The 12182-nt window shown below is 76.0% G+C and carries 11 protein-coding genes; 1 reads left to right on the plus strand and 10 read right to left on the minus strand.

The genetic code is table 11. The features are described 5' to 3' along the window. Positions 1–133: 133 nt before the first annotated feature. The 9 genes from hpf to AVL61_RS13300 form a co-directional block, all read right to left on the minus strand. On the minus strand, positions 134–820 hold the full coding sequence (gene hpf / locus AVL61_RS13260; protein WP_058874785.1) for a ribosome hibernation-promoting factor, HPF/YfiA family: 687 nt from the start codon (positions 818–820) through the stop codon (positions 134–136). Positions 821–922: 102 nt separating this feature from the next. Beyond that, positions 923–1705 carry a ComF family protein gene (locus AVL61_RS13265; protein ID WP_058874786.1) on the minus strand — a complete coding sequence of 261 codons (783 nt, stop codon included), beginning with the start codon at positions 1703–1705 and terminating at the stop codon, positions 923–925. A 96-nt stretch (positions 1706–1801) separates the two neighbouring features. After that, the gene (locus AVL61_RS13270; RefSeq protein ID WP_058874787.1) at positions 1802–3496 is read right to left on the minus strand and encodes an LpqB family beta-propeller domain-containing protein; all 1695 of its coding nucleotides are present in this window, start codon (positions 3494–3496) and stop codon (positions 1802–1804) included. After that, positions 3493–5247, minus strand: coding sequence for an MtrAB system histidine kinase MtrB (mtrB, locus tag AVL61_RS13275; protein WP_058874788.1), 1755 nt, complete (start codon positions 5245–5247; stop codon positions 3493–3495). The genes AVL61_RS13270 and mtrB overlap by 4 nt, the downstream gene beginning before the upstream one ends. Next, positions 5244–5927: an MtrAB system response regulator MtrA gene (gene mtrA / locus AVL61_RS13280; protein WP_058874789.1), complete on the minus strand. Its 684-nt coding sequence runs from the start codon at positions 5925–5927 to the stop codon at positions 5244–5246. Before mtrA ends, mtrB begins: the two co-directional genes overlap by 4 nt. A gap of 161 nt (positions 5928–6088) precedes the next feature. Then, the gene (locus AVL61_RS13285; RefSeq protein WP_058874790.1) at positions 6089–7147 is read right to left on the minus strand and encodes a uroporphyrinogen decarboxylase/cobalamine-independent methonine synthase family protein; all 1059 of its coding nucleotides are present in this window, start codon (positions 7145–7147) and stop codon (positions 6089–6091) included. Then, a complete protein-coding gene (locus AVL61_RS13290; protein WP_058874791.1) occupies positions 7144–7545 on the minus strand; it encodes a chorismate mutase in 402 nt (133 codons plus the stop codon). Before AVL61_RS13290 ends, AVL61_RS13285 begins: the two co-directional genes overlap by 4 nt. Before the next feature lie 10 nt (positions 7546–7555). Then, positions 7556–8752, minus strand: coding sequence for a tRNA 2-thiouridine(34) synthase MnmA (mnmA, locus tag AVL61_RS13295; RefSeq protein ID WP_082697150.1), 1197 nt, complete (start codon positions 8750–8752; stop codon positions 7556–7558). 113 nt (positions 8753–8865) lie between these two features. Further along, a complete protein-coding gene (locus AVL61_RS13300; protein WP_058874793.1) occupies positions 8866–10071 on the minus strand; it encodes a cysteine desulfurase family protein in 1206 nt (401 codons plus the stop codon). A gap of 58 nt (positions 10072–10129) precedes the next feature. On the opposite strand from AVL61_RS13300, the gene AVL61_RS13305 reads away from it, so the two are divergent. After that, a complete protein-coding gene (locus AVL61_RS13305) occupies positions 10130–10597 on the plus strand; it encodes a tRNA (cytidine(34)-2'-O)-methyltransferase (protein ID WP_058874794.1) in 468 nt (155 codons plus the stop codon). Positions 10598–10628: 31 nt separating this feature from the next. Here AVL61_RS13305 and AVL61_RS13310 read toward each other — a convergent pair whose 3' ends face one another. Further along, positions 10629–12116, minus strand: a complete 1488-nt coding sequence (locus AVL61_RS13310) for a S1C family serine protease (RefSeq protein WP_058874795.1) — start codon at positions 12114–12116, stop codon at positions 10629–10631. Positions 12117–12182: the final 66 nt, after the last annotated feature.

A 12182-nucleotide genomic window follows, 5' to 3' on the forward strand; every position in this document is an offset into this window, starting at 1 on the left:
ACCTGCTCCAGTCTACGCGAGCGGGCCCCGGTCCTCGGGCACGGGAGAGCCCGGTGGCCGCAACCACCGGGCTCTCCCGGGGCGGGACCCGGCCGGCACCCGGCCGGCGGGTCCCGCGCTCAGCGGTGCGTGCTCAGCGGGCGGGCTCGGTCTGGTACGCCCGGACGCTCTCCTCGGACGCCTCGCCGTTGTCGCTGAGGCTGATCACGCCGTAGCTCCAGCCCTTGCGGCGGTAGACCGCGGAGGGCTCCCCGGTCTCCTTGTCGAGGAACAGGTAGAAGTCGTGGCCGACGAGCTCCATGTGGTCGACGGCCTCGTCGACGCTCAGCTCGGAGGCCGGGAACCGCTTGCGCCGGATCTCGACGGGGGTGACCGCGTCGGAGAGGCTCACGCTCTGGTCGAACGCCTCCTGCTCGGCGGTCGCGAGCTCCTCGGCGGTGGAGTAGATGGGTCCGGAGCTCGGCACCACGGGCAGGGTGCCGGTGGCCTCGTGAACGGCCGTGGGGCGGTGGGCGCCGCGGTGCACCTTCCGGCGGTCGCGCGCCCGGCGCAGGCGCTCCAGGAGCTTGCTGTACGCCTCGTCGAAGGCGGCGAACTTGTCGTCGCCGCGGGCCTCGGCCCGCAGGACGGGGCCGCGGCCGGAGACGGTGATCTCCACGCCCATGCCCTGGTGGCCGGGCAGCGCGTGGTCCTTGGTGACCTTGACATCAATGCGCTGGACCTTCTCGCCCAGCTCCTCGAACTTGACGACCTTCTCGGCGGCGTACTCCTTGAACCGCTCCGGTACGGCGACGTTGCGCCCCATGACGTTCAGTTCCATGATGCCCTCCAAATCTCGGGGGTGACGTGGGCGGATGGGGCCGCCCACCCGGGAGGATCGGTGCGTCCCGTGGCTCAACGTTAGTTGAATCACACGGGATAATCACCAGGCCCCGGCCGGGTCCGGATCAGCGGTGAGCGGAACCGCCGGGGAGCGCACGGCCGCGAGCACCACCGCACCGACCACCTCGGCCCCGCCGGCGCGCAGCGCGCGGGCCGCCTCCCCGAGGGTCGCGCCCGTGGTCAGCACGTCGTCGACGACGACGCACCGGGCGCCGGGCGCCGCGGCGGCCCGCATGGACCCGGCGGGGCGGTCCCGCCGGCCCGCCGCGCCCAGCCGCTTCTGCGCCGGTCCGGGCAGCAGGGTCCCGCTCCCGCGGTGCCGCAGCCCGCGGTCCACGACCGCACCGGCGGGGAGCACGCCGCGGCGGGCGCAGTCCTCCAGCAGCAGCCGCACGGGGTCGAACCAGCGGCGCCGCAGGGCCGCCGGGCTGCTCGGCACCGGGACCAGCAGCACGGGCCCGGGCGGCCAGTCCCGGGCGGCGCGGTCCAGGGCCGTGGCCAGGCAGGCGGCGAGCACGGGGACCAGGTCGGTGCGGCCGGTGTTCTTGAGGGCGAGCAGGCACGTCGCGAGCCCGTGGGCGTAGCGCCCGGCGGCCACGACCGGCAGCGGCGGATCCAGCAGCGGCGCGGCCGAGGAGGCCTCGAAGGGCCGGGCGCAGGACCGGCGCAGCAGCAGGCGGCAGGCGCGGCACAGGGCGGCGCCCGGGGCGCGGCACACGGCGCACTCCACGGGCAGCAGCACCTCGGCGGCCTCGGCCAGGCGGTCGAGGGCCCGTGCGGCCGCCCGGTCGAGGGCGCGGGCGGAGAGCGGGTTCGCGGGCATGCCCCCATCCTGGCCGGGGCCCGCCGCCCGGCACCGGGGGCGGCTCCCGTCCGGACAGCCGGCGCTGTGGACGGGGAGCCGTCCCGGGCGGGGGCCTCAGCCGGCGAACGCCGTGTCCAGCACGTCCTCGCTCTGCGGCGCCCACGCGTTGCCGGTGAGCATGTGCAGGGTGCCGCCGGCCACGGCGTGGACGGAGGACGTGCCGTTGCCCCCGCTCAGCCCGGTGACGCCCACGAGGGCGGGCAGCTCGCGGAAGCGCCCGGACACGTCGTAGACGCGGGGCCGGACCGACCCCGTGCCGCCCAGCGGGGCCGCCACGAACTCCCGGTCGCTCAGCCACAGGGCCGCGTCCGCGTCGACGTCGGCGGCCACCCGGTACGGCTCGTTGAGCCGGCGCGGCGTCCCGTCGGGCTCGCGCACCACGCCGGAGAGCCAGATCTGGGAGACGCCGTCGTCCTCGGTGACGACGAGCGCGCGCGTGCCCCCGCGCGAGATCCGCAGCGAGGTGACGGTCCGCGCCGACAGCCACGAGGCCTCGACGCGCCGCGGGTCCCCGGCGTCCGCGCCGGTGCGCACGGCCCGGACGGTCCCGGCGGAGTCCCCGGTCCACACCCACCCGTGCTCGTCGAAGCTCGGGCGGGTCAGGCCGGTGCCGCTGAAGCGCTCCACGGGCTCCTCGTCCCGGGCCACGGTCACCAGGGCGCCCGTGCCCGTGTCCACGAACGCGAAGTGCTCGGCCGCGGCGTCCATCGCGGGGCTGGACGGGAAGTGGTCGTCCAGCGGGGGGATCCCGTCCACGACCTCGGTCTGGCCGCCCTGGTAGAACACGAGCTCGCCGTCGCGCAGCCCCACCTGCCGGGACGGGACGGTGACGTCCTGCACCGGCGCGGTGTCCGTCCACCCCGCGCCCAGCTCCACGGGCGCCCCCTCGACGAGCAGCTCCACGTCGTTCACCGCGGTGAGCGACCTGAGGCTCAGCGAGAGCTGGTCGTGCATCCGGCGGTTGATCTCGATGTTCGCGGGGTCGAAGTCTGGCACGCTGAGCTCCACCGTGGCGGTGCCCTCCCGCACGGGCACCGCCGAGCCCGCGAGCGTGGTCCCCGCCGGGAACGCCGAGGTCACGGCGCCCCGCAGGTACGGCGCGGGCCCGCCGAGCAGGTTGCGCACGATGGACGTGGACACGGGCACCCGGTCCGGGAACCACCGGGGGTCGACCACCACGTTGGACAGGTCCTCGTCCGCGAAGTACAGGTGGTGGGGTTCGAAGACGTCCTCGAAGTCGGGCCGGGTGAGCGCCGTGGCGTCCGGGGCGTCGGAGATCCGCCACTGGCCGTCCACCTGGGCCACGTCGAAGTCGAGCACCTCCGTGGCCCCCGCCGGCTTGCGCTCGATCACGCCGGAGCCGTCCACCACGCTCTCCACCTCGAGGTTCACGCGGTACTCGTCGTCCTCGAGCCGGGGCACGATCGAGGCGTCGCCGCGGTGCACGATGGTGCGCGCGTCCGGGTGCCAGGTGCCGGCGAGGTCCGGGGTGAGGTACTCCCGGGCCACGGAGTAGTCGTCGGCCACGCCCGTCCCGGCCGCGAGGAAGCCCCGCACGATCTGCTCCGGGGTCGCCCCGTCGCGGGGGCCGGCCGGCTCGACGTCGTAGGTGGGCTGGGCCGCGGTCCGGGTCGGCTCGGCGTGCCGGTGCACGGGTCCCGTCCGGGGAATGGCCCCGCAGCCGGCGAGGGCCACGGCCGCGGCCAGGGCGAGGGCGGCCGTGCGGGCCGGTCTCCCGGTCCTGCTCATGTCCGGTCCTCCTCGACGTCGGCCGGCTGCGCCGCGGCGGCGGGGGGCAGCTGCTCCGGCGGGGTCGCGGAGGCCAGCGCCAGGGACCCCGTCCGGGTCACCGCCGCCGTCTCCGGGTACGCGTCGGCGTCGGGCGGCAGGCCCAGCGGGCTGTCGTCGTCGGGACCGAGCCGCCGGGCGCGGGTCCGGGGCAGGGTGAGCCGGAAGCACGCGCCCTCCCCCGGCGCGCCCCACACGTCGAGCCGGCCGCCGTGCAGCCGCGTGTCCTCGGTGGCGATCGCGAGGCCGAGCCCCGTCCCGCCCGTGGTGCGGGCGCGGGCCGGGTCCGCGCGCCAGAAGCGGTTGAACGCCTTGGCCGCCTCCTCCTCGGTCATCCCGATGCCGTGGTCGCGCACCGCCACGGCCGCGGCCACCTCGGAGGCCCCGACCACGACCTCGACGGGCCGGCCCTCCCCGTGCTCGAGGGCGTTGACCACGAGGTTGCGCAGGATCCGCTCGATCCGCCGCTGGTCCCCCTGGACGGTGCAGCGGGACAGCTCCGAGCGCACCCGCACCGTGGAGCCGGAGGAGACGGCGAGCGGGGCCGCGGCCTCCACGACGTCGTGCACGACCGAGAACAGCTCGACGTTGGCCACCTCGAGCCGGGCGGCGCCGGCGTCGAAGCGCGAGATCTCCAGCAGGTCGGCCAGCAGGGCGTCGAAGCGGTCCACCTGGTGGTAGAGCAGCTCGGCGGAGCGCCGGTTGACGGGGTCGAAGTCCTCACGGGCGTTGAAGAGCACCTCGGCCGCCATCCGCACCGTGGTCAGCGGGGTGCGCAGCTCGTGGGAGACGTCCGAGACGAAGGTCTGCTGCATCGAGGACAGCTGCTCGAGCTGGGTGATCTGCTCCTGCAGGCTGTCCGCCATGCGGTTGAAGGACCGGGCGAGGCGGGCGACCTCGTGCGAGCCGCTGACGGGCATCCGCACGCCGAGGTCCCCGTCGGCGAGCTGCTCGGCCACGCGGGCGGTGGTGGACACGGGACGGACGACCTCGCGGGTGACGTACCAGACGATCGCGCCCACGAGCAGGAGCAGGACGACCACCGACAGCAGCAGCACCGCGTGCATCGCGTCGAGGGTGCGCTGCGGCTCGGAGAAGTCGTAGACGAGGTAGAGCCCGTAGCGGCTGTTCTGGTAGAGGTCCACCACCGTGCCCACGACGATGACGGGGGCCTCCTCCCCGTTCTCCGTCATCCGGACGGAGGCGGGCTGCCAGAACACGCCGTCCTGCTCCGCGAGCCGTTCCTGCAGCTCCGCGGGCACGGTGCTCGAGGTCATCCACGGGCTCTGGCTCTGGGCCGGGATGAGGGTCTGCCCGCTCGTGAAGTCCATCGGGAGCAGGATCCAGCGCTCGGTCTCCGCGCCGTCGACCGAGAGCGAGCCGAGGGTCGAGGCGACCAGCGCCTGCAGCTCGTCGCGGTCGGAGGCGTCCGAGGCGTCGAAGCTGTCCTGCACCTGCTCGAAGTCCGCGGTGGCCGAGGCGAGGACCTGGTCCAGGCGCTCGGTGAAGAGCCGGTCCGCGATCTGGTGCGAGAGGAAGCTGCCGGTGACGAAGAAGGCCAGGGCGGTCAGGGACAGGGACACCGCGATGGCCCGGAACTGCAGGGACTGCCGCCAGCGGCGGGCCAGGAGGAGCCGGCCCAGCCGCAGCCGGCGGGCCGCGGCGCGGGCCGGCCCGCTGCGCCGGGAGGAGGCGGCGTCCGGCGGGGTCATCGGGCGGACGTGCCCGCCTTGTAGCCGACGCCGCGCACGGTGACCACGATCTCGGGGCTCTCCGGGTCCCGCTCGATCTTGGAGCGCAGCCGCTGCACGTGGACGTTGACGAGCCGCGTGTCGGCGGCGTGCTGGTAGCCCCAGACGTCACGGAGCAGCATCTCCCGCGAGAACACCTGGTGCGGTGCGCGCGCCAGGGCGGTGAGCAGGTCGAACTCGAGGGGCGTGAGGCTGATCTCGTGGTCCCCCCGGTGCACGCTGTGCCCGCTCACGTCGATGGTCAGGTCGCCGATCCGCAGCTCCTGCGAGTTGGCGCGCTCGACCGGGCGCAGGCGGGCCTTGACCCGGGCCACGAGCTCGGCGGGCTTGAACGGCTTGGGCACGTAGTCGTCGGCCCCGGCCTCCAGTCCGCGGACCACGTCGACGGTGTCCGACTTGGCGGTGAGCATGACGACCGGGACGTCGGAGATCGTGCGGATCTCGCGGCAGACCTGGATGCCGTCCTTGCCCGGGAGCATGAGGTCGAGGAGCAGCAGGTCCGGGCGCACGGCCCGGAAGGTGTCCACGGCGGTGGCACCGTCGTAGCAGAAGACGGGCTCGAAGCCCTCCGCGGTCAGGACGATCCCGATCATCTCCGACAGGGCGGCGTCGTCGTCGACGACCAGTATTCGCGCGTTCATCGCCTCTCCGGTGGTGTGGGGCGGCCCCGCAGGGGGCGGGGACCGCCGTGGCCCGGGGCGTCCGGGGCGTGGTGGTGGACCGGGGTCCACCTGCATTGTGGCCGATCGCGGCCCGCCCCGCACCTCGGCGCGGAGTGTGTCGGCCCGGCCGGTGGGCGGGCTCAGGCCTCGGCGGCGGTCCTGGCCAGCGCCTCGGCGGTCCCGGTGACCCCGGCGAGGACGTCGCGCAGCTCGGCGGGGCCCAGCGCGTCGAGCTCCTCGCGCGGGGTAATCCGGACCCGGTCGAGGGCGGCGGCCGGCAGGCCGAGGTCCCGCCACACGGACCACACGTCCGCCGCCAGGGCCCGGGCCCCGGCCCGGCCCGGGGGCACGGGGACGAGCCCGAGCCACAGCTGCAGGCCCTCCTCGACGAGCGCGGCGAGCGGCTCCCACTCGTGCGCCGAGCCGGCGGGGGCCGGCACGTGCACGGCGTCCGCCCCGGCCTCCCGGGCCAGCCGGGGATCGGTCCCGGGAGGCAGCCGCAGGGCGACGGCGGCGGCGCCGGCCTCCCGGCAGGCCTCGACCACGCCCGTCAGCGACGTCCGCGCCTCCGCCGCGGGGACCGCCCGCAGGGTCCGGTAGCCGCTCATCGTGGGCAGGCTGCCCGCGAGCACCCGGGCGAGCTCGGGCTCGTCCAGCTGGACGAGGACGTCCCGGCCGGGGGCCGCGGCGCGCACGGCCCGGACGTGCTCGAGCACGCCCGAGGCCAGGGAGTCCGCGAGGTCGCGGCGGGCGCCGTGGTCCTTGAGCGCCCGCTCCCCCGCGTGCAGGTGGAGCCGGGCGGCCAGGCTGAGCGGGCCGATCAGCTGCGTCTTGACCGGTGCGTCGTCGGGACCGCTCTCGGCGCCGATCACGTCGGCGAGCACGTTGACGTCCCCGGCCAGCAGCGCCCGCGCGGCCCGGGAGTCCTTGCCGGGGACCCCGGACACGCGCAGCCCGTGGGGCTGCCCGTCCGCGTGGAGCCCGTCGAGCACCGCGGCCGTGCGGGCGACGGGATCGGCGGCCGCGCCGCGGGCCGGCAGGAGGGGCAGGAAGGAGATGTGGGGCGCCCCGAGCTCACCGCGCAGCAGCGTGACGGACTCGACGACGTCCGTGCCCGGCATCGCGCCGAGGGCCGTGCCCACGACACCGGGGACGTCGGGGTCGGTGCGCCGGGAGGCGGCTGTGGCGTGCTGCGTCACGAGGGGTCGTCGTCCTCCCGCCGGTGGTCCTCGGAGAGGGCCACGTGGTGGCGGATGACCTCGCTGATGATGAAGTTCAGGAACTTCTCCGCGAACTCGGGGTCGAGCTGCGCGGAGGCCGCGAGCGCCCGGAGACGCTCGATCTGGGCCGACTCGCGGTCCGGGTCGCCGGCGGGCAGGCCGTGGGTGGCCTTGAGGACGCCGACGCGCTGGGTGGCCTTGAACCGCTCGGCGAGCAGGTGCACCAGCGCCGCGTCGATGTTGTCGATGGTGCCGCGGATGGACCGCAGCTCGGCGAGCACGCGGGGGTCGGCCCGGCCCTGCAGCGAGGACGCGTGGGCGTCGAAGTCCTGGTGGGCCCGGACGTCGGCCGAGGCGTGGGGGTGCGGTGCGCTCATGCCGGCCAGTCTATCGGGCGGGATCGGCCCGGCCGACGACGTCGGGGCGGGCCAGCGAGTGGGCGCGGTCCACCGTGGCCTGGCCGAGGACCCGGGTGCCCTGGTAGAGCACGACCGACTGGCCGGGGGCCACGCCGCGCATCGGCTCCTCGAGGCGGACCACGAGCTCCGGCACCGGGTCGCCGCCGGGCCCCTCGACGAGCTCGAGGCGGGCCCGCGCCGGGACGGGGTCCCCGTGCGCCCGGACCTGGGCGAGGACGGGGAACGGGGCCGACGCCGTTCCGGCCGCGGCCCCGGGGCGCAGCAGCGGCGCGGCCTCGGGCACGGGCTCCCCGGCCCAGGAGGGGCGGATCCCGCGCAGCTCGTCGACCGCCAGCATCTCCTGGGGGCCCACCACGACCTCGTTGGTCCTCGGCCGGATCTCCAGGACGAAGCGCGGTTTGCCGTCGGGGGCCGGCGTGCCGATCCGGAGGCCCTTGCGCTGGCCCACGGTGAACGCGTTGGCGCCGGGGTGGGTGCCGACCACGTGGCCCGCCACGTCCTTGATCTCGCCCTCGGTCATCTCGATCCGCTCCGCGAGCCAGCCGCGGGTGTCGCCGTCGGGGATGAAGCAGATGTCGTGGGAGTCGGGCTTCTGCGCCACCGACAGGCCGCGGCGGGCCGCCTCGGCCCGCACCTCGGCCTTGGACGGGGTCTCGGCCAGCGGGAGCAGCACGTGCTGGAGCTGCTCGGCGGTGAGCACGCCGAGGACGTAGGACTGGTCCTTCGCCCAGTCCGCGGCGCGGTGCAGCTCCCGGCGGCCGTCGGGGTCCTCGACCACCTTCGCGTAGTGGCCGGTGCACACCGCGTCGAAGCCGAGGGCGAGGGCCTTCTCCAGGAGCGCGGCGAACTTGATCTTCTCGTTGCAGCGCAGGCACGGGTTGGGCGTGCGCCCGGCCGCGTACTCCGCCACGAAGTCGTCGACGACGTCGGCCTGGAACCGCTCGGAGAAGTCCCACACGTAGTACGGGATGCCGAGGACGTCGGCGGCGCGCCACGCGTCCCGGGAGTCCTCGATCGTGCAGCAGCCCCGGGAGCCGGTGCGCAGGGTCCCGGGCGTGCGGGAGAGCGCGAGGTGGACGCCCGTCACGTCGTGGCCGGCGTCGACGGCGCGGGCCGCCGCCACGGCCGAGTCGACGCCGCCGCTCATGGCTGCCAGTACTCGCACGGTGAGATCGTCTCCAGGGGTCGGGGTTCGGGGTCCGTGTCGTCAACAGGGCGCGGCGGGCCGGTATTCCCCGCGGTGGCGGACGGGCCTGCCCGGTCCCCGGCGGGCCGGGCTCAGGTCGGCGCCGCTCCGGAGAGCCCGGCGCGCAGCGCCCGCCGGTGCACCTCGGGCAGGGCGGCGAGCAGGGCGTCGACGTCGGCGGCGGTGCTGGTGCGGCCCAGGCTGAAGCGCTGCGCGCCGCGCGCGGTGGCCTCGTCCAGGCCCATGGCCAGCAGCACGGAGGAGGCGCGGGGCACCCCGGCGTGGCACGCCGAGCCGGTGGAGGAGGCGATCCCGGCGGCGTCCAACAGGAACAGCAGGGAGTCCCCCTCGCAGCCGGGGAAGGTGAAGTGGGCGCTGCCGGGCAGCCTGGTCCCGGCGTGCTCCGGGTCCTCGGGCCCGCGCAGGACGGCGTCCGGCACGATCCGGCGCACGCCCGCGACCAGCCGGTCGCGCAGGACGGCGAGCCGCTCCGCCTCGGCCTGCCGCTCCGCGGCGGCCTCCCGCGCCGCCACGCCGAACCCGGCGAGCGCGGCGGCGTCGAGGGTGCCCGAGCGCACCGTGCGCTCCTGGCCGCCGCCGTGCTGGACGGGGGCCAGCGCCACGGTGCGCCCGGCCACGAGGGCCCCGGCGCCCACGGGACCGCCCAGCTTGTGGGCCGAGACGGCCAGTGTGGTGAGCCCGGGCAGGTGCGCGTCGACGGGCAGGGAGCCGAAGGCCTGCACGGCGTCGCAGTGGAAGGGGACCCCGAACTCCTCGGCGAGCGCGGCGAGCTCGGCGACGGGCTGGACGGCGCCCACCTCGTTGTTCGCCCACATCACGGTCAGCAGCGCGGTGGTGCCGGGGTCCCTGGCCAGTTCCTCCCGCACCGCGGCCGGGTCCACCCGGCCGGCGGCGTCGACGGGGAGGACCACGGCCTCGGCGCCCTCGTGGGCGGCCAGCCACTCCACGGTCTCGGCGACCGCGGCGTGCTCCACCGAGGAGACGAGGATGCGCCGGCGGCGGGGGTCCTGCCCGCGCCGGTGCCGGTACAGGCCCTGCACGGCCAGGTTGTCGGCCTCGGTGCCCCCGGAGGTGAAGATCACCTCGACGGGGTCCGCGCCGAGGGCCGCGGCGACGTCGTCGCGGGCCTGCTCGACGACCGTGCGCGCCGACCGCCCGGCCCGGTGCAGCGAGGAGGGATTGCCGCCGCGGGCCAGCTGCTCGGTGACCGCGGCGAGCGCGGAGGGCCGGAGGGGCGCGGTGGCGGCGTGGTCGAGGTAGACGGGACGGTGCGGCACGCCGTCCAGTCTAGGACGCCGGGACGGTCGCCGGGCCGGCGTCCGTAGACTGGCGGGCATGCTCCGCATCCTCTTCCACACCCCCGAGATCCCGGGCAACACCGGCAACGCGATCCGCCTCGCCGCGGTCACCGGGGCCGAGCTGCACCTGGTGGAGCCCCTGGGCTTCGACTTCGGCTCCGCGCACCTGCGCCGGGCCGGCCTCGACTACCACGACCTGGCCGTGCTGACCGTCCACCCGGACCTGGAGACCGCGTGGGCGGCCCTGGCCCCGGAGCGGGTCTTCGCCTTCACCACGGACGGGGAGCTGGCGCATACCGACGTCTCCTACCGCCCCGGGGACGTGCTGCTGTTCGGGCCCGAGTCGGTGGGCCTGCCCCCGGCGGTGAAGACGGACCCGCACGTCACCGCGCGGGTCCGCATTCCCATGCTGCCGGCCCGCAGGTCGCTGAACCTGGCGAACTCGGCGTCCATCGCCGTCTACGAGGCCTGGCGCCAGCTGGGCTTCACGGGCGCCGCCGGCTGAGCGGGCCGGGCCGGGCCCGCGCCCCGGCTCCTCACTGCTGATCGGCGGCGTCCCCGACCGTCACCTCGACCGTGCGCTCCTCGCCGTCCCGCACGAACGTCATCGGCCCGGTGCCCCCGGCGGGCAGCTCGCGCACGGCCGCCGTCAGGGAGTTCGCGTCCTGGATGCGGTGGCCGTTGAACTGCGTGATGACGTCGTCCACCTCCAGCCCGGCGTCGTCGGCCGGCGAGCCGGGCACGACCTGCTGCACCGCGGCGCCGTCGGAGAAGGCCCGGCTCCGCCCTTCCGCGCCCGGAGCGGCGCTCACGCTGGTGCCGAGGTAGCCGTGCGTGGCCCGGCCGTTGTTGATGATCTCCTCGGCCACCCGCTTCGCGGTGTCCACCGGGATCGAGAAGCCCACGCCGATGTTGCCGGCCTCCGTGCCGGAGCCGGCCGAGGCGATGGCCACGTTGATCCCGATGACCTCGCCGTTCGTGCCGATCAGCGGCCCACCCGAGTTGCCGGGGTTGATGGCGGCGTCGGTCTGGATCACGTTGAGGTACACCGACGGCGAGGAGCCCTGCGAGCGGCCGCCGGGGCCGCCGTTCTGGTCGGGGAGGTCGAAGAAGAAGTCGTTGCCGTCGCCCCGCTCGTCGCTCTCGCCCTCCGGCGGCGTGCTCGGCGCGGCGGAGGAGGCCACCGTGATGGTGCGGTCGAGGGTGGAGACGATCCCGTCGGTGACCGTGCCCGCGAGGCCCAGCGGCGCCCCGATGGCGATGGCCGTGTCGCCCACGTTCACGTCGTCCAGGGAGCCCAGGGTGGCCGGGGTCAGCCCCGGGGCGTCGACCTTGAGGACCGCGAGGTCGGACAGCGGGTCGGTGCCGACCACCTCGGCCGGCAGCACCCGGCCGTCGTCGAGCTGCACCTCGATGGCGGGGCTGCTCGTGGTGCCGTCGAGGGTCACCACGTGCGTGTTGGTCAGGATGTGCCCCACGTCGTCGATGATCACCCCGGAGCCGGAGCCGTTCTGGCCGCCGCCGGACGCGGAGATCGTGACCACGGACGGAGAGGCCTTCACCGCGGCCGCGGTCACCGCGTTCACCTCGTCCTGGTCGTTGACGATGATCGAGCTGGTCGTCGACCCGCCCGCGGCCGGCACCGTGCCGCCGTCGTCCAGGAGGACGTCCGTCCCCACGGCCGCCCCCGCCCCGACCAGCGCGGCCAGGACCATGCCCGTGACCAGGGAGCCCCCCGAGAAGCGCCGCCGCCCCCGGCCGGGTCCCGCACCGTTGCCGTCGCCGTTGCCGTTGCCGTTGCCGCCGGCGTGCCCCCACGGCTGCCGGCCGGCGTGGTCCCCGGCGCCCTGCCACGCGCCCGGGAAGGGACCGGCGTCCCGCCCGTCGCGCGCCCCGTACACCGGGGGCGCGTCCTGCTCGGCCCCGGACGCCCACGGGTCGTGGGCCGGGCGGCCGGTGACCGGGGGCAGGGGCTGGGTGAGCTGCGGGTCGGCACCGGAACGGGGGTCGCGGGGCTCGGACATGGGCGGTCTCCTCCTGGGAACGGACGGGCCCGGCCGGCCCCGGAGCGGACGGGGCGGCGCGGGCGG

Origin of the sequence: Kocuria rosea subsp. polaris, from assembly GCF_001483755.1 — a bacterium.
GTDB classification, from domain to species: Bacteria; Actinomycetota; Actinomycetes; order Actinomycetales; family Micrococcaceae; genus Kocuria; species Kocuria cellulosilytica.

Coding starts and splice junctions, on each gene's coding strand:
- AVL61_RS13310 (WP_058874795.1), bottom strand. CDS start 12,116: ATGTCCGAGCCCCGCGACCCCCGTTCCGGTGCCGACCCGCAGCTCACC.
- AVL61_RS13305 (WP_058874794.1), top strand. CDS start 10,130: ATGCTCCGCATCCTCTTCCACACCCCCGAGATCCCGGGCAACACCGGC.
- AVL61_RS13290 (WP_058874791.1), bottom strand. CDS start 7,545: ATGAGCGCACCGCACCCCCACGCCTCGGCCGACGTCCGGGCCCACCAG.
- AVL61_RS13265 (WP_058874786.1), bottom strand. CDS start 1,705: ATGCCCGCGAACCCGCTCTCCGCCCGCGCCCTCGACCGGGCGGCCGCA.
- hpf (WP_058874785.1), bottom strand. CDS start 820: ATGGAACTGAACGTCATGGGGCGCAACGTCGCCGTACCGGAGCGGTTC.
- AVL61_RS13270 (WP_058874787.1), bottom strand. CDS start 3,496: ATGAGCAGGACCGGGAGACCGGCCCGCACGGCCGCCCTCGCCCTGGCC.
- mtrA (WP_058874789.1), bottom strand. CDS start 5,927: ATGAACGCGCGAATACTGGTCGTCGACGACGACGCCGCCCTGTCGGAG.
- mtrB (WP_058874788.1), bottom strand. CDS start 5,247: ATGACCCCGCCGGACGCCGCCTCCTCCCGGCGCAGCGGGCCGGCCCGC.